Genomic DNA, 26985 nt, shown 5'->3' on the forward strand with positions numbered 1-26985 from the left:
AATCAGAAGAGCCCCCACTTTTTGGTGGCAGAGCAAGTGCCATCCGCTACATATTTTATCTTTTGAAGATTTAAGGTCTTATCTGAGGTAACCGAATCATCCAGAACGTAGGCAATGGCAATGATTACCTCTTTCATATCCTTCTCTATAAACTGGCTCTTTTTCTTTGTACAGATTACAATATGACTGATTTCCGTGTTGATGTCTTTCTTCTTATCAACCCAAAATACATTGTTCTCCAATTCGGCTATAAAATAATCGGAGCGGTTTTTAGCGGGTACCTGCTTCTGAACGGTAGCATTTATCGGAAGCTGATAGGTAAGCTCTTCAGGTCCTTTTGAAATGGATGTTATTTCTATATCAAATGGTTTCATAGGCGGTGTATGAGATGATAGTTAATCCATTATAAATAAAAAAAGCCTGATCTTTTTACAGATCAGGCTTAGAATTGTTTAATTCTTGACGGCTGCTACAGTTAAGCCAGCACTTTCGAAACTTCTTCAGCAGCTTCCTTAAGCAATACCGCAGAAATCACATTCAAATCACTGTTGTCGATGATTTCTTTGGCTTCTTTTGCATTGGTTCCCTGAAGACGTACAATAATCGGCACATTTTTCACTTTTTCAGCAATCTCAGGGTCTTTCACCGCTTCGATAACACCGTTAGCAACACGATCGCAACGTACAATTCCGCCAAAAATATTAATCAGAATAGCCTTCACGTTTTGATCTTCAAGGATAATGCGAAATCCATTTTTTACGGTTTCAACATTAGCTCCGCCACCTACATCCAGGAAGTTGGCAGGTTCGCCGCCGGAAAGCTTGATAATATCCATGGTAGCCATCGCAAGTCCGGCGCCGTTTACCATACACCCAACATTTCCATCCAGTTTGATGTAGTTGAGGTTGTACTTTTGGGCTTCCAGTTCCAGTGGGTTTTCTTCTGACTCATCTTTGAGTTCAGCCAGATCTTTGTGACGATACAGTGCATTGTCATCAAAAGTTACTTTGGCATCCAATGCATAAACATCATTGTCTGGAGTGACGATCAGCGGGTTAATCTCGAACATGTTGGCATCGGTTTCTTCATAAGCTTTGTACAATGCCTGTACAAACTTAATGCCTTTTTTGAGCGCGTCTCCTTCAAGTCCTAACGCAAAAGCAATACGACGTGCCTGGTTTGGCTGGAGATCCATTCCCGGCTCAACCCATTCCTTAACAATTTTTTCTGGTGTTTCTTCGGCTACCTTTTCAATTTCAACGCCACCCTCGGTTGAGGCCATGATTACGTTTTTGCTCACTGCGCGATCCATCAAAATACCCAGGTAGAACTCGGATTTGATATCAACACCATCGGTTACGTACAGGCGCTGCACCAGCTGCCCTTCTTCACCGGTTTGGATAGTCACGAGCACATCACCCAGTAAAGATTCGGCTGCTTCTTTAACCTCATCAATAGATTTGCAGAGGACAACTCCTTTGGCGTTATTCTTTTTGGTTCGGCCTTTGCCTCGTCCACCGGCATGGATCTGAGCCTTCACAACAAAAAGGGAGGCTCCGTCTTCTTTCAGTTTTTTGGCAGCCTCAACCGTTTCTTCTACGGTAGTTGTTGCAATTCCGGCCGGAACCGCGACATTGTATTTTTCAAGAATTTCTTTGGCCTGATACTCGTGTATTTTCATGGATACATTTTTAAGTATTAAAAGCGATTTTTCGGGTGCCAATAATACCGAGATTAGGAGCTAAAAGAAAGGTGACTTTAGTCGACTGGTATTATTAGATATCCTTTTACATTACACTTTATTTCAAAATTGTTAAATCATAACGCTGTAGCCGATTGAAAGCGTTTCATTGCGAATATTCCTATTTCAGCTTTCTATACTTTCCTTTGGCATTTACAGCATACAAACGCTAACTTTAGCGTTCAAAAAAAGAAGGTATTCCCGCTTGAAGAAAGCACAAATCATGACGGCCGAAGATCTGGATCGCATTTACCTGCGGTTTGCCCATCAATTTTTGGAAGGCTATGATGATGTTGGCCGCCTTGCCATAGTAGGAATGCAGACGCGCGGTGTTCACATGGGGAAACGCATCGTGGAAGAAATCAGGAAATCCTTCAATACAACCATCGATTTTGGGGTGCTGGATGTAACCTTTTACCGGGATGATTATCGCTCCAAACTGAAAATGCCCGAGGTTAAAGTCACCGAAATTCCCTTCGATTTATACGACCGTGATATTGTGTTGGTAGATGATGTGCTATACACCGGACGAACGGTACGATCGGCAATGGATGCCCTTATGGCCTACGGCCGACCGAGAAGCATTAAGTTTTGCTGTATGATTGACCGCGGACATCGGGAGCTGCCGGTAGCCGCAGACTATATGGGAATGTACGTTCCCACCTATGAAAATGAAGAAGTGCGGGTAAAAGTAAATGAGTTAGACGGCGAAGATGCCGTGTATGTAGTAGAGGTGGAGGTAGCAGAGAATGGATAAACCTTCCGGAGAATATCCCTTCAAACAAAAGCACTTGCTGGGGCTTACCGACTACTCAGCAGATGACATCCGTTATGTATTGGAACAGGCCAAATATTTCAGAGAAATTTTAGATCGCCCGGTGCCTAAAGTGCCAACCCTTCGGGATAAGACTATTGTAAACCTGTTTTATGAAAACAGTACCCGAACCCGGCTTTCTTTTGAGCTTGCCCAAAAACGAATGGGTGCAGATGTGGTGAACTTCTCAACAAGCTCGTCCAGCACCAAAAAGGGGGAGTCGCTAAAAGATACCATTCGCAACATCAGCTCTATGAAGATAGATATGGTTGTGGTTCGGCATGAGAGTCCGGGAGTACCTCACTTTCTTACCAAATGTGTGGATGCAGCAATATTGAATGCCGGGGACGGAGCTCACGAACATCCCACTCAGGCCTTGCTGGATATGTTCACCATGCAAACCATTCACCCCGATCTGACAGGCAAGAAAATTGCTATAATCGGGGATATCGCCCACAGCCGGGTGGTGAGGTCAAATATCATCGGACTGAAAAAATTGGGAGCCGATGTAGTTTTATGCGGGCCGAAAACACTGATGCCGGTATTTGTGAAAGACATGGGCGTTGAGGTTTCTTACGACCTGGAAGAAGCCCTGGCCTGGTGTGATATCGCAATGGCCTTGCGCATACAGCTGGAAAGACAGGAATCGGGCACGGAGTTTTTCCCGTCCACAAGAGAGTACCATGAGCGGTTTGGAATTAAACTTTCTCATCTGGAAAAATATCCCGAGTTTAAAATCATGCACCCCGGTCCTGTTAACCGCGGAGTGGAAATGGAAAGTGAAGTCGCCGACAGCGACCGTGCGGTTATACTGGATCAGGTAACCAACGGAGTAGCGGTGCGGATGGCAATTTTATATTTATTAAGTGGTGGGAACCGAGTTTAATCAAACAATGAGCGAAGACAGAAAAGTAGATATTTTAGATGTAGCCACAACGTTGGCTTTAAGAAAGAAGACGATAGCGATAATCGTGCTAACGGCGACCGTTATCGGCACTATTTTAGCTTTTGCCTGGCCGAAGACCTATCGATCGGAAGTGTCGTTTGTTGTTACAGACGGGAATTCGATTAACCTCTCAGGCGGTGGTTTACTCAGCGGTTTGGCAGATATTCAGATGGGTGGAAGCAGTATTTCTGCAGAGCAAGTTCTGGTTTTGCTGAGAAGCACGGAAATTCAGGATCAACTGATTGATGAGTTTAACCTCGGGGAAGTTTATGGAAATGACATCCCCGAAGCCCAGCGAAAAATGTTTGATAACAGCATTGAAATTGAAGACATCCGTGAGGGCGGTATTGGTTTTAATTCCATTATTGCTTTGAAATTAGCCCACCTCGGGGATGATCCAGAACGCGTTTATAATCTGGTTAAAAGGTACTATGAAGTGGTTGATTCCACGGTTCAAAAGCTCAACAAAAAGAATGTTGAAGACGGGTACCTGCTGATCAAAAACCGGCTGGAGCAAAACCTGGCCGACATGGAAGAAGCTGAAGACAGTCTGGTTGCTTTTCAAAGCCGGTATGGAATTCTGGAAGTGGAAGAACAGGCGGCAGCTCAGATTGGTGCGATCGCAGAAGTAAGAACCGAGCTGGTGAAGTTGGAAATTCAAATCAACTACCTGCAGGATGTTCTGGGTGAAAACAGTTCAAAGCTTACCGATTTAAGAACTCAGAAAAGAGCCCTTGAACGACGCTATAATAACCTCATTAAAGGCTCGGGTGAAGGATTGGAAACGACCGACGGGCAATTTGATATTTTCCAGCCCGTGGAAAAAATGCCGGCCCTATTTGTGGAGTACTTAAGGAGATATCGTGAGGTAATGGTTCAGGAAGAGATTTACAAAGTGCTTTATCCGCAGTACGAGCAGCAAAAGCTCAGTTTTGAAGAAGCCACATCCGGACTGATGGTGATTGATAATGCCGTTAAGCCAACCTATAAGCACAGCCCCAAGCGAGCATATATCATGATTGCGGCTTTCCTATTTGGCTGTATAGTAGCATTCATAAAAGTTTATTTTGATAAATGGAAAGAAGAGAATCCCGAAGATTATGAGCGGTACCAAAAATTTACTTCGGCTTTAAGTTTTAGAAATGCTGACCATTGATCGGTTATTTAACGGGGTGGTACTTGTAGCGCCGCTTGTTGTAGGAGCTTTATTTACCGGCGTTTTTCTTGTGGCAGAGGACGGTAGTTCTGTGTTACCCATTACGTTTTTTCAAATTGCTCTCATCTTTTCGTTGGTAATTTTTTTGGCAAAAAAGCTTATTCAAGGAGACGTTACTATAGATGTTTATGGTCTTGAGGTTCTGTATGCGCTTTTTGTCGGTCTGATTTTTTTATCTATAGTTTATACCCCTGATCGGGAAGAAGCACTGTTTTATGTTTTCAGGTTTATTGCGTTGATAATAATGACGTACATAGTTTATGGAAGCATCAACTCTTTTGAACAGCTTAAGAAAATATGCTTCATAATTATAGGAGCGGCTTTATTGGTTGGAGCCTATAATCTATTACAAGTCTATATAAACCCTGAAATAGCGGCCTTTAATTATGCCGGTCAGGGGCAGAAATTAATGCGTTCTTCGGGCGGTGCACTGGACCCTAATATTTTTGCAAGCAACTACTTCCTGCCGATAATGATTTTGATGGGCTTTTTTAGTAAAGAAAAATCATTTTTTAAACGATTGGTTCTATTCGGTTTCATAGGTTTATTGATAGGCTCTGTATTACTAACCTATTCAAGAAGTTCTTGGGTAGCCATTGCTATCGGGACGTTTGTGATAATTTATTACACAAAGAACTACCGCATTATAGTGTATATGATGGTAGCGTTTTTAATTGCAATAGCATTAAGCGAGACAGTGCGACAGTTGGCTTTCAGTTTTTTAGAAAGATTTATAAATATTTTTGCCGGTTCTTCTGAAGACTCTTCAAAATACAGGATCTTACTTGGTGTAACAGCGATTTATATGATTTTGGACAGTTATTTAATGGGGGTTGGTTTTCAGGGATTTTCAACCGTTTTCAAAACTTATCATCCGCCAGAAACAACATTAGGTATTTATCAGCCACATAATCAATTTTATTCAGTTTTTGCAGAACTTGGGATCATTGGATTTATACTATTTATTGGCATTCTTTATGTGATATGGAAGACATCGACTCAAACAATAAATGATATGCCAAAAGGGTCAAGTAAAAGGATTATATCAGTTTCACTTTTTGCTACTTTCATTGCTTATCTTGTCTTTTACAACTTTTTGGGGGGTATGTATTATAACAGTATCCTTTTTATAGTAATTGGATTAATATTTGTATCAAATAAATTCATCGAAACTTCGGCAAGCACACAAACGAATTTAGAAACAACTTAGAAGGATCAGAGGCCCTTATCGAAGAAGAAAAGAATCATACTGAAGATTACACAATCTCTGGTGAGCTACCATCGGTAACGGTAGGAATACCGGTACTGAATGAAGAAGATCATATCGAGAGAGTTATATCAGGTTTCCAATCAACCGAATATCCTAATTTGATTGAAATATTAGTCGCCGATGGAGGGAGTACCGACCGAACACAGGAAATTGTTAATAAAATGTCGGAAGGCGACAGCAGAATAAAATTGATGCAGAATCCAGAAAAGTATCAATCTTTTGCTCTTAATAGAATGATTGAGGAAGCAAAAGGAGATATTTTTGTTCGTGCTGATGGTCACTGTTTATATCAGGAAGATTATCTTGAAAAAAACATCAAGGTATTTCTAACTACCAAGTCAAAAAATGTGGGGGGCTCCCAACGATATGTAGCTTCCAATAGAGCACAGGCCGGTACTACGCTGGCAGTGAAAAGTTTTTTGGGGAATGGTGGGGCAAAGTATATGAATGAAAATTATACAGGATATGCTGATACTGTTTTTCTTGGATGTTTTTGGACAAAAGACCTCAGGCAAATTGGTGGGTTTAGCACTAAAAACATTACCAATCAGGACTCGGAGCTTAATCTTCGGTTTATTGAAAAGTATGGAGAAGAGAGTATCTATATAAGTCCGGAAATAAAAAGCTGGTATTATCCGAGAAGTACATATTTGGGTTTATTTAAACAATACTTTAGGTATGGAAGGGGGCGACTACTTACAAAGCTGTTACATCCTAAGAGCTCTCCTATCCGTGGATTGATCCCCTTTATGTTTATCTGTGGTTTGATGATTTATGGTTTGTTAGACTTTTTTTTAGAACAAGATCTATATTTTTTCATTTTCCTTTTGTTTCTCATCGTTGTTCTGTTGGGAGAGTCAATGAGAGTGGTTACTAAGCACAAAGACAATTTTATTGAGGAAAATTGGACCGGAGAATCCCCCTCGCCGGGACTGCTGTCTTTATGGTTACACTCTATGGGCAGCATATTAGTAATGCAGGTAGGTCATTTTAGCGGGTTTCTATATCAATTGATCCGCAAATTCTTATTTCGAGTCAAGGGTTGGTAAACTACAATCACTAATCAGGAATCGTTGAAGAAAATCATTTCCATAGTTGGAGCTCGTCCGCAGTTTATCAAGCTTTCGGCTTTATCCAAAGAGCTGAACAAAAAGTATAATGAAGTCATAGTCCATACAGGTCAGCACTATGACAACAACATGTCTGAAGTATTTTTTGAAGAATTAGGTATTCAGGTGCCTAAGTATAATCTGAATAGCGGTTCTGGATGGCAAGAGAAATTGAAAACATACTATCTTAGATAAATGGATAGTTCGTTTCCTAAAATCGTGCAGTTAAGTTCGGTTCATACCCTGTATGACACTCGGATATTTTATAAGATCTGCCGTTCTTTGGTAGATGCCGGGTATAACGTGGATCTGTTAGTACAGAATCCCGGAAATGAAGTGTTGGATGGTATAAAGGTTATAGGGCTTCCTGTTGCTAAAAAGAAATGGGATCGATTTCTGAAAACAATACCGGCTTTATTCAGAAAGGTTATTCAGTATCCTCAGGGCACAATTTTTCATTTCCATGATCCGGAACTTATTCCAATCGGGCTTTTCTTGAAAAGTTGTGGTTACAGGGTAATTTATGATGTGCATGAAGATGTACCGGCCAGTATACTCGATAAAGAATGGATTTATAAGCCTCTCCGTAACCTTTTTTCCAGAATTGCAGATAAATTAGAAAAGCTTGCTAACTCCAAGTTAGATGCTACAGTCGTAGTTACGAAATCAATAAGAGACCGATTTAATAAATCCACTTATTTGATTCAGAACTTTCCACAGTTATCTGAGCTTGAAATGACATCACAACGAGAAGCCCGGTTAGAATCAGCTCAGGTATTTTATGTTGGCCGGATTTCAAAACAGCGATGTATTGTTGAAATGATTGAGGCGATTGAAAGAGCTAATGCCGAAAAAGAGATTACTTTTCTGATGGCCGGAGCATTTGATGACAATGAGTTGAGAGAATCAATAGAGAATAGAAAGGGCTGGAAGTTCACTGATTTTAAAGGCCGGATTAACCGAAAAGAACTTTCTAAATATGCGCAAAACTCATTTGCGGGCCTGGTTCTTTTTAAACCGGTCGCCAATCACATAAACGCTCAGCCTAACAAGCTATTCGAATATATGGCTCAGGGGTTGCCGATTATAGGCTCGGACTTTCCTCTTTGGCGAGAAATAGTGACGGAAAACCATTGTGGTCTTTTAGTTGACCCGGAAAAAGCCGAAGAAATATCTAAGGCTATATTATGGTTAGAAAGTCATCCTGAAGAGGCGAATAAGATGGGAGAAAATGGAAAGAAAATGGTGCTTAAAAAGTATAATTGGTCGATTGAGGAAAAGAAGTTGTTAAACTTATACAGTTCAATCTGCTAATACTTCAGTAAAGTTGTCAAGTAATCTTTTTTTGAATGCTTCACGTCCATATTTAGATGTTACTTTACTATGGATGACATTTCTATCGTAAGATTTATATTGTTCAGCCATTTTCCGGAGTTCATCGCTGAGCTTTCCGGAAGTGCCATTTTTGATTAATAGGCCGGTTTGGTCGTCAATGAGAAATCTGTTGCCTCCAACATCAGTGCAGATCACAGGAAGTCCACAAGCCATTGCCTCTAATATGGCCACGCTAAAACCCTCTCGCCGGCTTGGCTGGGTAAAGAAATCTGCAGCATGATAATACTTAATAAGCTGGCCTGGAAGAACAGGTTGATGAATGGTGATATTGTCAAATGAATTGGCTTTAAGAAGCGAATGGATTTCGGTCATATAACTTTCCGGCCCTGCCGCTCCAATAATATGGAAGTGGGTATTTTTTAATCCCATTTCTTCATTTATGGATTTGAGTAAGAGGTCAATCCCTTTTTCATGACGAATATTTGCTACTGTTAAGCTATGGGTTTTTTCTGTGTCCCAGTTCAACTCCTTTTTTGCAGAATCCTTTTCTTCTACAGCCGGGACATCATATAGATGTTCATCCACCATATTGTAAACGATTTCAGATTTTCGAGACAGAAATGGAAAGTGAGATTCCATGTCTTCTTTAAGCTTTGGGCCAGAATATAAAACCCTATCTACGTGATGAAGAACCTCCCCAAACAGCTTGCTCAACGTTCTATTATTTTTACTTTGATACCAATCACTTCCATGTACAGTAAGTACTGTTTTAAAGCCCAACTGCTTCAGTTCAGGTATACACAGTGCATCCGGATAAATCCAGTGGACATTAATGACATCATAAGTTTGATTCTTAAAGTAATTCCCAACGGCTTTAGAAAGGCTTGCTGAAATGAGTGTCGGGAATCTTTTACGTGGAAATGATAAATATCGAAGGCGATTAGCTTCACAGTTAACAAGTAAATCAGAATGGTTCTTCCTTTTTCGCTTGGTAAATGGAATGGAAAAAGGGGTTGGTACAATTAAATCCGCCTCAATTCCCGGCTCACTATTGAGCATGGTCAATTGGTCTTTTATGAACTTTCCTGAAAAAGGGTGAAGTTCTGTTGGGAAAAGGTGACTAATTAAAGCTATTTTCAAGAATTATTTGGTCTAAGTGAGAATGAGGACAAAAGTTTATACGATTCGATTAAAAATGAAATTTCTTTTCAACATATGAAAAAGCTTTATAAAAAAATCCCCAGTGAGTTGAGGGATATTTTTACTTTGGTTGTTGGAAATGGTTTTGCGCTATTTGTCCCTGTGATAGTTTCTCCGATAATAAGCAGGATGTATGATGCTACTGATTTTGGAGTATTTACTATTTATTTGGCCATGCTTTCTCTAATTAGTTCTTTTGCAACCGGGAGGTATGACTTTGCGATTTTAATAACCAAGAGTCGCTATAATGCGCAGCATTTGTTTAAAGTTGCTATGCTATTAACCATTGGCGTTGCAATGGTTGTAATGTTGATTACTTTGGTATTTTGGAAAGAGATTCTCCCGATATTCAATATTCCCTCTATGGGGGCATATTTATTTTTAGTACCTATAAACATTCTTTTATTTGCTGTTATAAAAGCTTCACAGAATGGGCTAAACAGAGAAAAAGAGTATAGCCCTATATCAGTTAGCAAAACGATCAGGTCAGTTTTAGTGGGTGGCTTCCAGGTAATTCTTGGGGCAATGGGGTTTTTAAGTGGAGGGTTAATTATTGGCAAGCTATCCGGGGATCTATTTTCTTCAGGATACCTTTTAAGAAAATTGAATAAAGTAGATAATTATTTAACCTCTTCTTTTTCATTAAAAAGGGCTTCTTATTTGATGAAAAAGTATGAGAAGTTTTTGAAAGTAAATGCTCCCCATGCATTTGTAAACGCCCTCTCATTAAGTGTAATACCAATACTTCTGAGTTATTTTTTTAATGAAAAAACGGTTGGTTATTACGGTCTGGCCTATATGGTCTGTATTGTACCTGTACAATTAATAGCCAGTGCTTTTTATCAGGTATTCAGTCAAAAAGTATCTGAAATGTATAACGATAAAATTAGTTTAAGAGGTTATACCAAAAAAACACTTAAACAACTTTTTATGTTATCAGTGATTCCATTCGGTATTCTTACTTTTTTCGGGCCGGAAATTTTTCAGTTTGTTTTTGGGGTAGAATGGTTAGTGTCAGGTGAGTTGGTTCAATTATTGGCGCCTTTTTTATTTATTGTCTTCCTAATTTCTCCAGTAACCTATATTCCTTTGATATATAACGAGCATAATAAATCGTTTTATTTTGAGATAGCTCTCTTCATTATAAGAGTGGTAGCTATAATTGTAGGAGCAAATATGGATGGCATTTACCTTGCTATTGGGTTATTCAGTGGAGTCAGCATATTAATACAGGTAATAAACTTAATTTGGATAATTAGTTTAACAAAAAAATATAAGATTGAGTGATGTTTAGATGGCAGTATATAATACCCATTATCTTGATTATTTCAGGGTGTAACCTACTTTCTGAGAAATCTGAAAAAGTAAAAGATTTGTCGGAGGTAAACCTAAAAGCTTATTCAATTCAAGAGCTCCCCTATCATGAAATGCCATATATAAGAGAATATGTTCGCTCCATGACAATGGATGCTTTTGACCAGGATTCAGTACCGATGTATGTGTACGATGGTACGCCCTATTACCACCCGGTATATATATCTGCTTTAGGAATTAGCTTTGTAGACGGATATGTACGAACCGGTGATCCGGATTACCTCAAACTCTCCAAGCGCATCGCAAATAGGCTGGTCGAAAATGCTAATCAAGCAAACGATAAGTTCCTTTTCCCTTATAACTTTGATTACACCTATTCGAGCGGAGATTTCCTAAAAAGCCCATGGTATTCAGGGATGGCACAGGGCCGGATTTTAACTTTTTTTACCCGCCTATATAATGTAACCGGTGATCCTAAATATTCAGAGTGGGCTTCTAAAACTTTTGAATCTCTTAAGCTGCTTAAAAGCCAGGAAGAGCAATGGATTTCGCTTATTGATGTTGAAGGTTATTTTTGGATTGAGGAATACATAATAGAAAAACCTGTACATGTACTAAATGGATTTATCTTTGCAACATTTGGGCTTTATGATTACTACCTAATGACGGGGGATGAAGAAGTATTAAAGCTGCTTCAGGCTTCTATTACAACTATAGAGCGGTACATAAGTGATTACCGTAATCCTGGTGGGATTAGCTTTTATGATTTAAATAATAAGCCTACAAAAGAGTTCTACCATGGAGTGCACATTTCACAACTTAATACTCTACACAAGATTACAGGGGAGCAATATTTTAAAACGATGGCTGACTCGTTGGAAAATGACTACCCAGCCCCTGATTAAAAATCTATTCAAAGGGAAAACAACCTAACTCGGTCTTAATTCCTAATATTCTGAATAGCTACATACGTAGTTATAATTCCGGTAATGGTGGTGATACCGGTCATGATCAGCTGTATGCGGGTGTTTTTGATGCTCTCTTTCTGAATTTGATAGCTTCTTAAGGCATTTAGTTCTTCTACCGGCTGGCGGTCAACAAATATGCGGTCGCCGGACTGGATTTCCGTTTCACCCGGGCGGTACCAGGTGGCGTTGCCTGCCTTGATCACGAATACACGGTCTTTGTCGGCCGACAAGGCAAACCCGCCGGCGCGGCTCACATAATCCATGGCATTGGCTCCCGGCGTGTAAGGGAAGTAACCGGGATTATTAACCTGTCCAAATACGAAAAGTGTATTTTCGTCTCTGGGGATGTACAAACGGTCACCATCAAAAATCTTCAGGCCTGCAAGCTGACTTTCATCTTTCAGGTCGATATACACTTTGTTTTGGCTGAGCTTGGTTTCCGCTTCCAGGTATTCCAAGCCTTGAATTACCTGATCGGAAGTGCGGCGCATCAGGTCTGCGTTGAACTTATTCGGAATTTCATTTCTGAAGCCGCCACTTCTCATCAGGTAGGCTGCTTGAGGCAAGGCATTGTTCGTCAACCCTCCTGAAAGTTCCAGCAGTTCAAGTGCGGTAGTTTCTCCGGAATAGACCGGAAAGTTGCCGGGAATTTCAACTTCACCATATACCCAGGCCGAAGCGGAAGTATTCTTCTCGTCACTAAATGGAGCTACTACCCGGTCATTGGGCTGTAGTTTGAAAGTGTCCCAGTTTTCAGGTTCAACGATAATTTTCTCAGCTCCGGTATCCGTTCTTCGGAATATCATCAGGTAGCTGGTGTCGGCAATCACTTCAAAACCGCCGCCTATTTGTAACAGTTTTTCCGGAGTGTCCCCTTTAATAAACTGAAACTCATAATCTGCTTTCACGGCGCCGGAAATACTGACTTTCGGGGTTTCAATATTCTGTTTTTTCAGGGTGATGATGTCCCCGTCTTTAACTTTGGGATTAAATTCAGCATCCCCGATCCTGAAATAGGATACTAAATCGGCATACTCAACAGAACCGTCTTCCCGTTCGATTTTGATGTTCCGGTAGGCATAATTACCCTTTGTTAAAAAATCACTGGAATTGGAAAGGGAGGCATTTCTCAGGTCGCGGCTTCCGTCCGTCACGGATGAATAAATGGCTTGATCAACCCGCGATTGGGAAGGAATCATATACTTCCCCGGGTATGGTACACCACCGGTAACCTGGATGTAAATCGGTCGGGGACTTTCAAGCGTGATAACCACGGAGGCATTTTTCACATAATCTTCTGATTCCTTTTTAATCTTTTGCTCGGCTTCAGAGATAGTCAATCCATCCACGTTAACAGGTCCAATAGATGGTATAATTAAATCTCCGGCGGGGTTTACCATCACGCCACGGATAAAAAAGTTTTTAGAAGCTTCTACTCTAATCGAAAGCAGGTCATTTACTCCCAGCTCATAAGTGCTTTTGTCGATGGTGCCATCATATGGAAGTTGCCGTGCAGCCAGTTGAATGCCAAGCGGATCTGAGTAATAACTTCCGTCAAAAATATCGAAGTTTAAATTTAGTCCCGTACCGCTTTGACTGTTGCTTTGATTGTTTTGCCCAATGGCAGGATGCATCGCGCCCAGTATTAAACTTAGAAAAAGAAGAGCGCTGAACAGTCGTTTTGTAATCGATTTCAAATTGGTTCTCACTTTGTTTTTACAGATTTCTTAAAGGAAGTTACAGTTAATCGTGCTAACACTATTCCGGTAATAACTAATCCGGCCCCAATATATTGAAGAACGGAGAGTTCTTCACCTAATAAAACCAGTCCGAATATCAGCCCTAATACCGGTACCAGGTTTTGGTAAGCGGCTGTGCGTACTGCACCGATCATTTTCACTCCGTTATTCCAGATGATGTAAGCCAAGCCAATCGATAAGGCCCCGCTATAGAAAATCCCGCCATAGCCAATGTATGAAATTCCACTCCACTCCAGTTTTATCAGGAAGGGCAGACCGACGATCAATAAGGCAATCAGCCCGACAACCGACATAAATGCCGAATATTGTATAGGGCTGTAAATAGCCAGGTATTTTCGGGAAAGGATAGTGTAGGTTGCCCAGCACACGGCGGCTACAAGGGTAATGATATTTCCAAGGAAAGTCTCGGATTCAAAAGAAAGGGTATCCTGCCCACCCATTATGATGAGTGTAACTCCGGCAAAAGCAAATAAAACGCCGAGACCTTTCAGCAGTGTAAGTTTCTCATCCGTAAAAAACTGAGAAAGCAATGCTACCCAAATGGGAATGGTGCCCAGCATCACGGCGGCATTTGCAGCATAGGTGTAATTCACCCCGATAATGAAAAACAGCTGGTAAAAAAGATTGCCAACTATCCCGATGCCCACCAATTTCCAAAAATGGTCTTTCTTTACTTTTAGAGAATGTCCTCTTTTGCGGGCTACATACCATAACAAAGCGGTGGCGAAGATAAACCGAAGTGCATTGAAGCTGTAGGGGTCCATCTCGCGCAGAGATACTTTTACAATGCTGAAGTTCAATGCCCAGATAATGGCTACAAGGATCAGGCTGAGGTCAATTAAATACGGTCGCTTCAAAGACTGATTTTTTTGGTGAGGCAAAAGGTAAGGGTTAAGCAGTTTTAAACCGAACTTTTTATTGAACCCCAACACTGCTACACCCAATGAATTGGGATCTGAGTAACGAATTCGTGGTCATAATTTTTTACCCGAAAAAGTTAGGAACTATTTCAGAATGTCTGTAGTTTTGTGACCTCAATTCAAAAAATGACTTGAAGTCAATATATGGGAACATCGGAGCGCAAAGAGCGCGAGAAAGAACAAAAAAAGGTGCTGATCCTGGAGTCGGCCGAGGAGTTGATTCTCGAGAAGGGACTTGATCACCTTAATATGGATGAAGTGGCTGAGCGGGCAGAGGTTAGTAAAGGGTCGTTATACCATTATTTCAAAAATAAGTCTGACCTGGTGCTGGGCATATGTAATAAAGCCACCAATATGCTTTCTAAGCAGATTTCGGATGTTTTAACCCGAGACCTTCCCGGTATTGAGATGGTATATACCATCGGGGCAACCTTTCTGAACTTTGTGCGATCTCATCCGGAGTTTTTCCGTTCCATGCGCTTTTTTGATAACCTGAAAGACACTGATCAGCTTGGTGAGAGTGAATACATCGAAATGTGCCAATCTAATATGGATACTTCTTTTACAAGCATGGTTCGTGCTATTCAGATTGGCATGCAAGACGGATCCATCAACGATTCATATGATGCAAAAGAGCTGGCCATTCTTCTGTGGAGCACCTCCCACGGAATGGTGAACCTGGCTTATTTACATCAGAACACCCCGCACTTTCATCTTTTGGAAAAGAACAAAGTAGAGATGAATTCTTTGTTCGAAGGCTATATGAAACTCATAGGTTGTGGAATTGCAACGGATGAGAGTAAAAAAGACATTGACTCAAAGTCAATTTTTGAAACAGAATCTAAATAGAACCGTAGAAGCTCCCGCTTTTTTTGAACCCATTTTCAGAACCACTTAAACTAATGACAACTCACTCACCCATGAGATTTACTTTCCTTGTAACAGGATTGCTTTTGCTCTTACAATCAACGGCATTTGGACAGGTAAAAGGCGACTCACTATTTGCTGACGCAGAACTAACACTGGAAGATGCCATCAAAGTGGCCGTTGCCAACAATCCACAGGTTAACCGGGCGCTGCTTTCCGTAAAAGATGCGGATGAACTCGTTGATATTGCGTACAGCGAAGTGTATCCGAATATCTCTTCAAGCATGAGCTACACCCGGAACTTTGAAGTGCCTGTAAACTTTATTCCGGCCATCATATTTGATCAAAATGCAGATCCCGATGAATTGGTGCCTGTAGCATTCGGAACGGATAATAACTGGCAGGGTGGATTTACGGTTACCCAAAACATTTTCCGGGGCGAGGTTTTTGTAGGACTTTCCACTTCCGAAATTTTCAAGACTGTACAACAGGAGAACCTTCGGGCCACAACTCAGCAGATTATAACACAAGCCCGGGTAGCTTACTACCAGGTGTTGGTGGCTAAAGAGCAGCTGAGGCTGCAGGAAGCTCAGATCAGGCGAATTGAGCAGAACCTGAAAGAGAATCGCGCACGACAGCAGGCCGGTTTGGTTGACGAATACGCCGTGCTTCAGCTGGAAGTGCAGCTGAGCAATCAGCGTCCGCAGTTAATCGAAGCCCAGTATGCGGTTGATGAAGCTTACCGGGGGCTGAAGGTGGCTTTGGGATTACCGCTACAGGTTGATTTTGAAGTGAAGGGAAATTTAAACGCGTTTGATATTGTATCGGAAGATGCCGGTGCGGAGGAGAATGCCCAGATTAAGAGAATCGATCAGATGAATCCCTTTATCTACCAGAGGGAAGAAGAAACCATGAACTCGTTTATGGATGAGCGCGGCGATCTTCGTATTCTGGATGCACGACTAAACCTGAATGAAAAAGAAATTCAGGCGGTGAAGAGCCGGTTTCTGCCAACCATCACAGCATCCTATAACTTGCAATGGAGCGCAGCCGAACCGGGCAGTCCCACCTTCTTCGAAAACAACACAAGATTTCAAACACTCGGGATTAATGTAAGCCTGCCCATATTTGAAGGCTTTAAAAGAATGGCAGATGTTCAGCGTGCCCAAATTTCCCGGAAGGATATCGAAGAGCAAATTCGCGCAGCTGAATTATCAGCTGAAAATGAGGTTGCATCTGCAGCCGAAGAGCTGAATAAAAGTTTTGAAACAGCAGAAGCTCGCAAACAAGCTCTTGAGCAAGCCGAGGAAGGATACCAGCGGGCGCTTGCAAGACTGGAGAATGGTATCGGTTCACAATTAGAAGTTACTGATGCCGAAGTTCAGGTCCGTCAGGCGGAAGTAAACTATGCGCTGATGGTGTTTGAATATCTGAGTGCCAAAGCACAGTACGACCTGGCAACCGGTCACGTACCTTTTGTTGATACTATGGAAATGGAAGTAGAATGATTTTTAACAATAAAGACACGAACTCAATCGAAATGAAAAAATTTAATCTGATTTTAATAACTGTTTTTGCAGCCATTATTGCTGCCTGTTCGGGAGAAGCCCCGGAAATTGCCAATGATGAAGTTGTGGGAAAAACGGTGAACGTAGAAACAAGAACGCTTCAGCCGGAGACATTCAGAAGTCAGCTTCGGGTAGTGGGAAATGTGGAAACCAAAAACGACATCATGATTTCCGCTGAAGTGGCCGGACGTATTATGGAGCAGTCAGTTCCGGAAGGTGCTAAAGTTAAAAAAGGCCAAACCATCCTGAGGATTGATGATGCCAAGCTGAGACAGGAAAAAGCCCGACTTGAGGCAGCAACCGAACAAGCCCGTGAAAATTATGAGCGACTGCAGCGGGTGTATGAGGAAAGTGAAATCGGCTCAGAAATTGATGTGCTGAACGCCAAGTTCAATTATCAGCAGAACAAATCCGCGCTGGAGTCGATTAAAGTTGACCTGGAAAACACAACTATTTCAGCTCCTTTTGCCGGTACGGTAGAGCAGTACATGCTGGAGGAGGGCGAAATGGCAAGTCCCGGAATGCCTGTGGTCAGGCTGATCGGAACCAACACGTACATCGTAACGGCCGGCGTACCTGCCCGCTATGCAGATGTGGTGCAGTCAGGTGACGATGTTGAAGTATGGTTCGATACTCAGAATGCAGATACCCTTCAGGGAGAAATTTCTTTTGTTGGAAACAGTATTGACCCGCAAAGCCGCACATTCCGAATCGAGGTTCTGCTTCCGGTTCAGCAAAAAAGCTATAAGGTGGATATGATTGCCAACCTGCGCCTGAATACACTGATGGAAGAAAACGTGCTGATTGTAAGCGAAGAATTTATCTATAAAGAAGACGACGAGTTCATCACATATGTAAAAACAGAGAATGAGTCCGGCGCTCCGGTTGCAGAAAGGAGAGTTGTGGAATTAGGGCCGTCTTACCGGTCGGATGTAATTATAAGAAGCGGAATTGCTCCCGGTGAAGAGTTGATTACCATTGGGTCGGCCTTTCTTAATGATGGTGTGAGACTCAATATTGTGGAATCTCGTGAGAGCGATCTTGCATCCAATTAATGATTTTAAAAACGATTTTGGAGAAATAGTACGATGAGTACCGACGATATAACAAATGGTGCCGGCGCAAAACGATCTATTCCGGACAGTTCAAACCGGAAAGAATTTTGGCTTTCCTCATTTTCGATAAACAACCGCATCAGCGTGTTGGTTTTGATTATGTTGGTAGCTGTTTTGGGGATTGTGTCTTATATCACCATTCCCAAAGAGTCTTTCCCGAACATTACAGTTCCGAATATTTTTGTGGTAACGATCTATCCCGGAGTATCTCCCGAGGATATGGAAAGCCTGATTACCCGTAAGCTGGAGGATGAACTGAGTAACATCAGTGATGTTAAAACCATGACCTCCACCTCTTCGGAAGGGTATTCGAACATCAACCTGGAGTTCAACACCGGGATTGATATCGATGAAGCCCTGCAGAAAGTGCGGGAGAAAGTTGACCTGGCAAAACCGGAGCTTCCGGAAGATGCCGAAGACCCGACTATTCAGGAGGTAAACCTCTCCGAGTTCCCCATTATGCAGGTAAACCTGTCGGGCGATTACAGCCTCGACATCCTTAAAGAAATTGCTGAGGATTTACAGGAAGATATTGAAGCCGTTCCTTCCGTTTTAGGGGTTGATTTAACCGGTGGTTTGGAGCGCGAGGTTCAGGTAGATGTGGATCTGCCCAAGATGAAGTACTACAACCTCAGCTTCACTGACATCATCGCGGCCATTCAGCAGGAAAACGTAACGGTACCCGGTGGCGATATTACCGTAGGCACAAAGAACTTCCTGTTACGGGTGCCCGGGCAGTACGAAACAACGGCTCCGCTTGAAGATATTGTGGTTAATGCGGATGATGACAAACCGGTTTACATCCGGGATGTTGCTACCGTTACTTTTGGATATAAAGAGCGGGAAACCTATTCCACCCTCGATGGATCGCCGGTAATCACACTCGGGATCAAGAAAAGAACCGGGCAAAATATTCTGGATACTTCCACCGAAGTGAAGTCTATTCTCGAAGAGGCATTGCCTGCTCTGCCGCCGAGTACGGTTTATAAAATAACCAACGATCAGAGTAAAGACGTGGTAAGTATGGTAGCTAACCTGGAGAATAACATCATCTCAGGTCTGATCCTGGTAGTAGGTGTATTACTCTTTTTTCTTGGGGTGAGGAATGCCTCATTTGTAGGTGTCTCTATTCCGCTTTCCATGTTTTTATCGTTTATTATACTGAGCGCGTTGGGAATCACCATGAATATGATTGTGCTGTTTTCCCTGATACTGGCACTGGGGATGTTGGTGGATAATGCCATTGTAGTGGTGGAAAATATTTACCGCTACCTGGAGGAAGGTTTTGATAACTTTGAGGCCGCCAAGAAAGGAACCGGTGAGGTAGCATTGCCCATTATTTCTGGAACAGCAACGACTCTTGCTGCCTTCGCCCCCATGATTTTTTGGCCGGGTATTGTCGGGGAGTTTATGGGATACTTGCCGAAAACTCTAATTATTACCCTGAGTAGTTCCCTGTTTGTTGGGTTGATTATCAACCCGGTAATCTGTGCATTATTTATGCGGGTTGATACTGAGCAGGGTAAAGCAGTGATGACAAAAGCAGGAAAAATCACTCTTTATGTTTTTTTGAGTCTCATTGGATTAGTTTTACTTATTTCAAGTTTTATAACTTGGACCATGCTGATCACACTTGGGGTGATACTTTGGGTATCCAATAAATATGTTCTTGAGCCTATTGGTAATTGGTGGCAGCGAGAGGGTCTTAATAAGGTGCTGGATCGATATGAAAGAATATTAGCTTGGACTTTAAATGGTGTTGTGGGCCCATTAATTACTTTCGTTATAGCTGGAATTGTATTTATTGGCAGTTTCCTTTCATTGTATTTTTTCTTTCCGGGATCAGAATTCTTCCCGGAAGACATCCCGCCAAGAGACATCTACGTTCAAATTGAAACACCTGTTGGTTCGGATGTGGAGTTCACAAAAAGCGTAGTGGATAAAGTAGCCGCTCGTGTTGAGCAAATGCCCTACAACGTGGATTACAATACTATTCTGGCAACATCGGGTGCGGCAATTACCAGCGACCCGGCCGCCTCGGGAGGGAATTCAACCCATCTCGGAACGGTTGCCATTAATTTTGTGGATTATGAAGAACGCCAAAAAGGCGTGTTTGAAGCCATGGAATACATGCGGAATGATTTGTCCGGGCTTGTTGCCGGCGCAAAAATCACCGTAGAAAAACCACAGGACGGCCCGCCCACCGGACCTCCGATTAACCTTGAAATCTCCGGTCCTCAAATGGATCAGCTAACACGCATCTCAAACCGTGTGCTGGAGATTATGGAAGAAGATTCCATCTTCGCTAAATTGGATGGACTTGAAACCGATTTACCGGAAGCCAGACCGGAAGTGAAAGTCGAAGTGGACCGTGAAAAAGCAGCACTTTTCGATTTAAATACCAATGAAGTTGGGATGACGGTGCGACAGGCCATCAACGGTGTAGAGGCTTCAAAGTTCCGGGATGGAAAAGAAGAATACGAAATTATTGTCCGCCTTTCGGATGAGTACAGAGATGATCTCAGCACCCTGGCAGATCTGACTATATTCCAGGAAGGAATTCAGGTCCCTCTTTCAGAAGTGGCCACCTGGGAAGTGAGTGATGGCTTCGGCGGAATCCGTCATAAAGAGTCAGAGCGGGTTATTACCGTTAGTGCGGATGTTCGCTCCGGTTACCAGTCAAATGCCGTGTTAGCCGAAGCGCAGGTGCTGTTACAGGATTACCTGGATGGACTTCCCGGCGGCTACTCGTACGAATGGACAGGGCAGCAACAGGATCAGCAGGAGTCGTTTGAGTTCCTGGGCAAAGCCTTCTTGATAGCTTTATTCCTTATTGCGTTTATTTTGGTTTCACAGTTCAATTCAGTAGCCAAGCCGGTCATTATTTTAAGTTCGGTGATTATGTCCACCGCCGGAGTATTTTATGGATTGGTGACCTTCCAGATGGCCCTTGGTCTGATGGCTATACTTGGAATTATATCGCTGGCCGGGGTAGTGGTGAATAACGCCATTGTACTTATTGACTATGTTGATATTCTGCGAACCCGGGACGGACTCGACTTACGCAGCGCCTTGATTGAAGGCGGGAAAGTTCGTTTCCGGCCGGTAATTTTAACGGCTATCACAACAACTCTTGGCTTGGTACCGCTGGCAATCGGTTTCAACTTTGACTTCATAACCTTAGTCAGCAGCCCGATTACCTTCTTTTCAAACCTCAGTGAGTACATTTTCTGGGGTGGTGAACAAGCAGCCTGGTGGGGCCCTATGGCTATCGCCGTTATTGTTGGGTTGATTTTCGCCACTGCCTTAACGCTTATCCTTGTGCCTGTACTTTACAGCGTCATTGAGCGAGGCAGAAGAAAAGTGAATACCATTATGTTCGGAACAACCGAGCCGGGTATTATAAAAGACCAAAGTGAGTTGAATGGCGAATCTAAAGGCAAACCTGCTTTAGAACCTTCAGCCGGCTAAAGCTCGAAAAACGAATAGTTAAAGCCCGTCATCTTTTTAAAAGGAAGACGGGCTTTTTTGTTTGTGAAAACTTTTATCTTATAAGAAAAATTAAAAACAACATTCTGTGATACAACGACTACAAACGGTATTTTTGGCACTGGCATCCATACTTAATCTTTCGGTTTATTTTACCCCTATTTACGAGAAAGCTATGAACGATCCCCAGCTCTGGATTGGCATTGGCCTGGCAAGTTCGTTGTTAGTGGCTTTGATCATAAATGTCTTTTCCATCTTCCTCTATAATAACCGGAAAAATCAGATAGCTTGGGTGAAACGAGCTGCGCTGCTGCAGGTAATCGGACTTGGGTTTTGTGTGGGGGTTTTATTTTCGTTGGGAGGAATCGGAACCTACCTTTGGGATGAAGCGCTTGGAACCGGGCTTGTAATTGCAGGACTCCTGTTTCAGATTTTAGCACTTCGTTTTATTAAAAAAGATGAGGAATTAGTCCGTTCAATGGATCGAATCCGATAGGAGTATTTTGAGTCAGGATTATTCAAAAGCTAAAGTTTATCTGATCCTTATAGTTGGGCTCACCACCTTTGGCTTTGCCCCCATTTTAGTGAAGTTTGCTACCGAACATTCGGCCCTTTTGTTAGTGGCCATACGTACGGTAGGCGCTTTTCTGATGCTGCTCCCGTTCTATATCTATCAAAAAAAGAGCGACAAATACGATGTAAAACCGGTGGGCAATGAAACCAAATGGATGGCCTTTGCCGGTATCGCTTTAGGACTCCACTTCATACTTTGGATCAGCTCACTTTATTACACCTCGGTGGCTTCAGCTTCGGTGCTGGTTACCATCCACCCCATTATGTTGATTGTAGCAGAACGGGTATTGTACAAAATGGAGTTTGCTCCCACCGTTTGGATTGGAGTGTTTATTGCTTTTGCCGGATCCGTTCTTCTGGGAATCTCTGATTACAATACGGAGTCAACCTTTGCCAACCCCTTGCTTGGAAATGCGATGGCTTTCGGGGCAGCGGCCATCTTTGCCGTTTATTTTCTGATCGGGAGAAAAATCCGGCAAAATCGATCCTGGCTTGGGTATGTATTCCCGGTGTATGGTTATGCGGCAGCAACCTGTGTGGTCATTTTGCTGATTGTGGAAGGAATTCCCCAGCACATTTCCCCGGTGGTGATTTGGGTAGGGCTGGGATTAGCCATAGGCCCGCAGCTGATGGGCCACGGTTCCCTGAATTATGCCGTTAAATTCGTTTCGCCGACACTACTTTCCACCTTAATTCTGACCGAACCCGTATTTGCGACCGTACTTGCGTTTTTTATCCTCGGAGAACTTCCGGCGATTCTTTCTTTTGTGGCCATTTTTGTGACCTTAGTCGGGGTAGTGCTTACCTGGAAAAAGAAGCCGAAGCATAAGAGAGAGATCGAAGAATAACCCGGCTATTTCAACTCATTTTATCCAATAAGAAGAGTTAGTTTGTAGAAATTTGATATAGAGAATATCGGTAAGTCAATACAAATCAGTGGTAAAAGACATTTCGCGAACCTTTTCGGTTATTTCAACGTTAGAAATGCTGAATTAGATTAAACATTACTAAGAATTCAGGAATTCAGCTTAAATAGGTGTATCATTACTTCCGGCAGATGGAATTGTGACTTCATTATAGAATTGATTTCAAACAATAATGAAACCAACATCACTTAATGCTATTTGAAAGAGACAACATTATTGGAGTGTCTAAGTATCTGCTCCTCACCGGCTGTGGAGCTATGCTTTTCTTAAGCTGTTCGCAATCTTCAGACACACGCGAGAACAGCGAAACCCTCCCTGTTTCTGTAAGTGAACCCGTTGAGAGAGATTTTGCAGAGATTAAAAGGAATGGCGTACTCCGTATGATTACCAGCTACAGTTCGGGCTCCTATTTTCTGTATAAAGGAGTTCAGGTTGGTTTTGAATACGAGCTGCTGAAAGCCTTCACAAAAGAAAATGACCTTGCCCTTGAGGTTGTGATTACCGGCCCCGATGAAAGTCCCTATGACCTGCTCAATAGCGGTCGCGGAGATATTATAGCGGCCAATTACACCATCACCCCCGAAAGAAAGCAGGTGGTAGAGTTTACCCGTCCGTACAACATGGTTGATCAGCTTATTGTCGTTTCGGATGATCTGGGTTTTAAACCGGAAAGTATTTCGGATATGGAGGGAATTCCCATCAGCGTTCGCCGAAACAGCTCGTATTACGTTCGCTTAAAAGAGCTTAAAGATGAAGGCTTCCCGGTGAACATCAACATTATTCCTGAAGATATGGACACCGAGTCGGTATTATTTCAGGTAGCCGATGGTACGTATGAAGCTACCGTTGCCGACGACAATATTTTTGATGCGGCCGATAAATACATGAATGGCCTTATAAAAGGACCACTAATTGCCGAAAGTGATACCATTGCCTGGGCAGTCCGCAAAAATGCCCCCGATCTCGAATATCAGCTAAACCGTTTCCTGTACAAGCATTTTCGTTTTGATGAGGATGGGGTTCCCAAACGCTCTGCATTTCTGAATGTATTAAGGAAAAAATACTTTGAGTCGGGCAACCAAATAGCTGATTATTACAGCCCTAATTATCAGGGAGAGCAATATGGCACCATTTCTCCCTATGATAATATGATTCGTGAGGTAGCCGATGAAATGGATGTCGACTGGGTGATGCTTACCGCTATAGCTGCGCAGGAATCGAAATTTAATCCAAGCTCGGTGAGCTGGGCAGGAGCTGTCGGGATTATGCAGGTGTTGCCAAGGTTCTCAGAAATCTCATCCGACTCATTGTACATCCCGGAAGTGAATATTCGTGAAGGGGCTAAAATTCTGGCTTCTCATCTTGATCACTATGCTTATATGGATTCTACCAATAAATGGTCGTTTGCCCTGGCTGCATACAATGCCGGTTCCGGCCACCTGGCTGATGCCCGCCGGCTCACTATCGATCACAATAAAAACCCGAATGAGTGGGAAGATGTGTCGGAGTCTTTACTAAAGCTGATGCAGCGCAAGTACTACCAGAATGCACGCTATGGCTTTTGCAGGGGTATCGAAACGGTTCGGTATGTAAATGAAATTATGAACCGGTACAGTACCTATCAAACCATATTGGCGCATAACAGAGAAAAGACCGCAACGGGAACCGGAGTGCTGGGTTTAAAAACCTTTAATTAACCTTCAGCACCAGTATGGTGATGTCATCGTACTGAATGCCATCCGAAAAGTCCATAATGTCATCGATAACAGCATTCATTATTTCGCTTGATGATTTTTCAAGATGGGATTGAATGCATTGAATAAGCCTTTCTTCTTCGTACTCTTCGGTTTGCTCGGGGTTCATCGCTTCGGTAACGCCATCTGTATAAAAAATCAATGTATCGCCGGCTTGCAGGTCAATGGAGGCAGAATCATAAGGCATCATGGAAGGCATTGCGCCTAAAATCACGCCACCCGCATCAAGTTCAACCGGTTCTTTACTGCCTTTTTTGAATAGCATTGGGTTGTTATGGCCCGCATTCACATAATCAAATTGCTTGCCATCAGCTGATATTTTTCCCCAGAAGAAAGTAATGAATTTGTCAGCCGGTGTGTTTTTATGGATGATATCATTAATGCTTCCGGTTGCTTCAGCCAGCGTTATGTCAATGGGGGCTAAGGCATGTAACATCGATTGCAGGTTGGCCATCAACAAAGAAGCCGGCACACCTTTGCCGGTTACATCGGCAATGGCGAGTATATGTCCGTTGTCAGGAGTTTCAAGCACATCGAAATAGTCGCCACCCACCTGACGGGAAGAAATGTTTGTGGCCTCTAAATCAAAGCCTTCGATAGTTGGAATTGGGGAAGGAAGCAGCCCTTGCTGAATGGTTTTGGCAAGGTTGAGTTCCTCTTCCATTCGCTGTTTTTCTATCCGCTCTTCGAGCAATAATGTCTTTTGGATGGTAAGTAATGCCAGGTTCCCCAGCGACTGTAAAAAGTTGACCTGCTCTTTACCATAAGGCTCTTTATTGGCAGGAGCTCCAACCCCTACAACACCAATTTTTTCATTCTGAAAGCGGAGCGCAATTAGCAGTTTGATGCCGTTTTTCTCCAAAAAGGGGCAGTCATGTTCTTCATCACAATAGAAAACATCTTCGAGTTCAAAAAGGGTATTCAGCTCTTTATCAGTAGGCTGTTCCTTCAACCCGCTGCTGGATACGATAGATTTTTCTCCGTCAATATCCAGCACAAAAAAGAATGTTCGGATCAACATTTGCCCCAGCATGGCAAACTTAAAGGTTCGGGCAATTTCATCCCGGTCCACCATCAAATTGAAATCTTTACTGAGTTCCAGAAGGGTGTTCAGGTCGTGTACTTTACGATCGAGCTTCCGGTTTATCAGTCGAAGCTCCTGGAACATTCTGGAGTTAGCTATGGCAACCGAAGAAATAATAGTCAGGCTTTCGATGAACTCCAGTTCGCTGGCTGTAAGCGGCTGCTTATTTCCCTTTGGCCCCAGACACAAAAAACCAAGGTGATGGTTGGTGGTTCTCAGGTTAAAAAAGATACTGCCTTCAGCCAGGCCCAGTTTTTTTGAAATCTCAGGAAATTCTTCCGCTTTAAGTACCGTACGATCCAGCTCGGCCTCAGGAAATTCAAGCTGAACTGAATCATCCTCATCAAGATTACTCTTTCCCTTAATCTTGCTTACCAGGTAAAAATGGTTCGAGCCTTTGTTGATGAGAATCATACCCTTGGGTACCAGTAGCTTCCCCATGGTAATCAGCAAAAGATTGTTCAGTACAAAATCCGGTTCCTGAGACTCGATGAGCATCCGGCTGGTTTCCAGCAGGGTGCGAAGCTCAAATCGGCTTTGACGTTCTTCAGTATTCGAAAGAGAGGTTTTAGTATCCACGATGCGTCAAAGGTTTTTGACCATACGTATTTCGTTGGTATGTCCTTTGCGGTTATACTGTACCTGATCCATGAGCTTACGGATCAGGTAAACGCCCATGCCGCCGCGTTTCTTTTCTTTGATGCGTTGCATAAGGTCGGGTTCACTGTAAGTGCTGGGGTCAAAACTATTCCCTTCATCCATCAATGAAATCCATAGCTGGTTGGCGTTGGAGCCAATTTCTATATTCACTTTTTCGGTGGGGGAGTTTTTATAGGCGTGTTTAATAATATTTGTGTAGGCTTCATCCACTGCCAGCCTTATTTCTGAAATATCTTTTTGGCTGAGCCCGATATTCTCGGCATGGGCAGCTACAAAATCCCGCACTTTGGCGAGATGCTCTGTAGAAGCTTCAACAGAAAGGGTTTGTATGTTATTATTTCCAGCCACTCTCTTGG

At 42.7% G+C, this 26985-nt stretch carries 22 protein-coding genes and 1 pseudogene; 16 read left to right on the forward strand and 7 right to left on the reverse strand.

Going from position 1 to position 26985, the window contains the following annotated elements; genetic code table 11:
* Nucleotides 1-2: 2 nt before the first annotated feature.
* Together NM125_RS08345 and sucC are read right to left on the reverse strand one after the other, a co-directional pair.
* Nucleotides 3-374: a hypothetical protein gene (locus NM125_RS08345; RefSeq protein ID WP_255134449.1), complete on the reverse strand. Its 372-nt coding sequence runs from the start codon at nt 372-374 to the stop codon at nt 3-5.
* Between the two features lie 101 nt (nt 375-475).
* Nucleotides 476-1681 carry an ADP-forming succinate--CoA ligase subunit beta gene (sucC, locus tag NM125_RS08350; RefSeq protein WP_255134450.1) on the reverse strand — a complete coding sequence of 402 codons (1206 nt, stop codon included), beginning with the start codon at nt 1679-1681 and terminating at the stop codon, nt 476-478.
* 265 nt (nt 1682-1946) lie between these two features.
* On the opposite strand from sucC, the gene pyrR reads away from it, so the two are divergent.
* The 7 genes and pseudogenes from pyrR to NM125_RS08385 all read left to right on the forward strand — a co-directional run bounded on the left by pyrR (nt 1947) and on the right by NM125_RS08385 (nt 8410).
* Complete coding sequence (gene pyrR, locus NM125_RS08355) at nt 1947-2498, forward strand: bifunctional pyr operon transcriptional regulator/uracil phosphoribosyltransferase PyrR (protein ID WP_255134451.1); 552 nt, start codon at nt 1947-1949, stop codon at nt 2496-2498.
* Nucleotides 2491-3441 (forward strand): aspartate carbamoyltransferase catalytic subunit, encoded by a 951-nt coding sequence (locus tag NM125_RS08360; protein ID WP_255134452.1) that lies wholly within the window; start codon nt 2491-2493, stop codon nt 3439-3441. The genes pyrR and NM125_RS08360 overlap by 8 nt, the downstream gene beginning before the upstream one ends.
* Nucleotides 3442-3448: 7 nt before the next feature.
* Nucleotides 3449-4657 (forward strand): GNVR domain-containing protein, encoded by a 1209-nt coding sequence (locus tag NM125_RS08365; protein ID WP_255134453.1) that lies wholly within the window; start codon nt 3449-3451, stop codon nt 4655-4657.
* Nucleotides 4644-5927 (forward strand): O-antigen ligase family protein, encoded by a 1284-nt coding sequence (locus tag NM125_RS08370; protein ID WP_255134454.1) that lies wholly within the window; start codon nt 4644-4646, stop codon nt 5925-5927. The genes NM125_RS08365 and NM125_RS08370 overlap by 14 nt, the downstream gene beginning before the upstream one ends.
* 53 nt (nt 5928-5980) lie before the next feature.
* On the forward strand, nt 5981-7036 hold the full coding sequence (locus tag NM125_RS08375) for a glycosyltransferase family 2 protein (protein ID WP_255134733.1): 1056 nt from the start codon (nt 5981-5983) through the stop codon (nt 7034-7036).
* 24 nt (nt 7037-7060) lie between these two features.
* A pseudogene (locus tag NM125_RS08380) lies at nt 7061-7255 on the forward strand (UDP-N-acetylglucosamine 2-epimerase); the annotation flags it as partial.
* A gap of 36 nt (nt 7256-7291) precedes the next feature.
* Nucleotides 7292-8410 carry a glycosyltransferase family 4 protein gene (locus NM125_RS08385; RefSeq protein ID WP_255134456.1) on the forward strand — a complete coding sequence of 373 codons (1119 nt, stop codon included), beginning with the start codon at nt 7292-7294 and terminating at the stop codon, nt 8408-8410.
* Here NM125_RS08385 and NM125_RS08390 read toward each other — a convergent pair.
* Nucleotides 8399-9571: a glycosyltransferase family 4 protein gene (locus NM125_RS08390; RefSeq protein ID WP_255134457.1), complete on the reverse strand. Its 1173-nt coding sequence runs from the start codon at nt 9569-9571 to the stop codon at nt 8399-8401. The two genes, NM125_RS08385 and NM125_RS08390, sit on opposite strands and share 12 nt — an antisense overlap.
* Before the next feature lie 75 nt (nt 9572-9646).
* On the opposite strand from NM125_RS08390, the gene NM125_RS08395 reads away from it, so the two are divergent.
* Nucleotides 9647-10918, forward strand: coding sequence for a lipopolysaccharide biosynthesis protein (locus tag NM125_RS08395; protein ID WP_255134458.1), 1272 nt, complete (start codon nt 9647-9649; stop codon nt 10916-10918).
* Between the two features lie 140 nt (nt 10919-11058).
* Nucleotides 11059-11850, forward strand: a complete 792-nt coding sequence (locus tag NM125_RS08400; protein ID WP_255134459.1) for a D-glucuronyl C5-epimerase family protein — start codon at nt 11059-11061, stop codon at nt 11848-11850.
* Between the two features lie 35 nt (nt 11851-11885).
* Here the strand turns inward: NM125_RS08400 and NM125_RS08405 are convergent, their stop codons facing one another.
* Both NM125_RS08405 and NM125_RS08410 read right to left on the reverse strand, forming a co-directional pair.
* Nucleotides 11886-13610, reverse strand: a complete 1725-nt coding sequence (locus NM125_RS08405; RefSeq protein ID WP_255134460.1) for an SLBB domain-containing protein — start codon at nt 13608-13610, stop codon at nt 11886-11888.
* 8 nt (nt 13611-13618) lie between these two features.
* Nucleotides 13619-14530 carry a DMT family transporter gene (locus NM125_RS08410; protein WP_255134461.1) on the reverse strand — a complete coding sequence of 304 codons (912 nt, stop codon included), beginning with the start codon at nt 14528-14530 and terminating at the stop codon, nt 13619-13621.
* Between the two features lie 207 nt (nt 14531-14737).
* On the opposite strand from NM125_RS08410, the gene NM125_RS08415 reads away from it, so the two are divergent.
* The 7 genes from NM125_RS08415 (at nt 14738) to NM125_RS08445 (ending at nt 24828) form a co-directional block, all read left to right on the forward strand.
* Nucleotides 14738-15442, forward strand: coding sequence for a TetR/AcrR family transcriptional regulator (locus NM125_RS08415; protein WP_255134462.1), 705 nt, complete (start codon nt 14738-14740; stop codon nt 15440-15442).
* Between the two features lie 104 nt (nt 15443-15546).
* Nucleotides 15547-16968 carry a TolC family protein gene (locus NM125_RS08420; RefSeq protein WP_255134463.1) on the forward strand — a complete coding sequence of 474 codons (1422 nt, stop codon included), beginning with the start codon at nt 15547-15549 and terminating at the stop codon, nt 16966-16968.
* A gap of 32 nt (nt 16969-17000) precedes the next feature.
* Nucleotides 17001-18083 carry an efflux RND transporter periplasmic adaptor subunit gene (locus NM125_RS08425; protein ID WP_255134464.1) on the forward strand — a complete coding sequence of 361 codons (1083 nt, stop codon included), beginning with the start codon at nt 17001-17003 and terminating at the stop codon, nt 18081-18083.
* A 33-nt stretch (nt 18084-18116) separates the two neighbouring features.
* Entirely contained in the window at nt 18117-21614 is a 3498-nt protein-coding gene (locus tag NM125_RS08430) for an efflux RND transporter permease subunit (protein ID WP_255134465.1), read from the forward strand.
* Between the two features lie 106 nt (nt 21615-21720).
* Entirely contained in the window at nt 21721-22128 is a 408-nt protein-coding gene (locus NM125_RS08435; protein WP_255134466.1) for a DUF4293 family protein, read from the forward strand.
* A gap of 7 nt (nt 22129-22135) precedes the next feature.
* Nucleotides 22136-23053 carry a DMT family transporter gene (locus NM125_RS08440; RefSeq protein ID WP_255134467.1) on the forward strand — a complete coding sequence of 306 codons (918 nt, stop codon included), beginning with the start codon at nt 22136-22138 and terminating at the stop codon, nt 23051-23053.
* 269 nt (nt 23054-23322) lie between these two features.
* Entirely contained in the window at nt 23323-24828 is a 1506-nt protein-coding gene (locus tag NM125_RS08445; RefSeq protein ID WP_255134468.1) for an MltF family protein, read from the forward strand.
* Here the strand turns inward: NM125_RS08445 and NM125_RS08450 are convergent.
* Nucleotides 24821-26548 carry a GAF domain-containing SpoIIE family protein phosphatase gene (locus NM125_RS08450; protein WP_255134469.1) on the reverse strand — a complete coding sequence of 576 codons (1728 nt, stop codon included), beginning with the start codon at nt 26546-26548 and terminating at the stop codon, nt 24821-24823. The genes NM125_RS08445 and NM125_RS08450 overlap by 8 nt on opposite strands.
* A 6-nt stretch (nt 26549-26554) precedes the next feature.
* The gene (locus tag NM125_RS08455; RefSeq protein WP_255134470.1) at nt 26555-26977 is read right to left on the reverse strand and encodes an ATP-binding protein; all 423 of its coding nucleotides are present in this window, start codon (nt 26975-26977) and stop codon (nt 26555-26557) included.
* Nucleotides 26978-26985: the final 8 nt, after the last annotated feature.

Source organism: Gracilimonas sediminicola (assembly GCF_024320785.1).
GTDB classification, from domain to species: Bacteria; Bacteroidota; Rhodothermia; order Balneolales; family Balneolaceae; genus Gracilimonas; species Gracilimonas sediminicola.

Coding starts and splice junctions, on each gene's coding strand:
- NM125_RS08365 (WP_255134453.1), top strand. CDS start 3,449: ATGAGCGAAGACAGAAAAGTAGATATTTTAGATGTAGCCACAACGTTG.
- sucC (WP_255134450.1), bottom strand. CDS start 1,681: ATGAAAATACACGAGTATCAGGCCAAAGAAATTCTTGAAAAATACAAT.
- NM125_RS08385 (WP_255134456.1), top strand. CDS start 7,292: ATGGATAGTTCGTTTCCTAAAATCGTGCAGTTAAGTTCGGTTCATACC.
- NM125_RS08425 (WP_255134464.1), top strand. CDS start 17,001: ATGAAAAAATTTAATCTGATTTTAATAACTGTTTTTGCAGCCATTATT.
- NM125_RS08400 (WP_255134459.1), top strand. CDS start 11,059: ATGCCATATATAAGAGAATATGTTCGCTCCATGACAATGGATGCTTTT.
- NM125_RS08445 (WP_255134468.1), top strand. CDS start 23,323: ATGCTATTTGAAAGAGACAACATTATTGGAGTGTCTAAGTATCTGCTC.
- NM125_RS08415 (WP_255134462.1), top strand. CDS start 14,738: ATGGGAACATCGGAGCGCAAAGAGCGCGAGAAAGAACAAAAAAAGGTG.
- NM125_RS08345 (WP_255134449.1), bottom strand. CDS start 374: ATGAAACCATTTGATATAGAAATAACATCCATTTCAAAAGGACCTGAA.
- NM125_RS08360 (WP_255134452.1), top strand. CDS start 2,491: ATGGATAAACCTTCCGGAGAATATCCCTTCAAACAAAAGCACTTGCTG.
- NM125_RS08430 (WP_255134465.1), top strand. CDS start 18,117: ATGAGTACCGACGATATAACAAATGGTGCCGGCGCAAAACGATCTATT.
- NM125_RS08395 (WP_255134458.1), top strand. CDS start 9,647: ATGAAAAAGCTTTATAAAAAAATCCCCAGTGAGTTGAGGGATATTTTT.
- NM125_RS08370 (WP_255134454.1), top strand. CDS start 4,644: ATGCTGACCATTGATCGGTTATTTAACGGGGTGGTACTTGTAGCGCCG.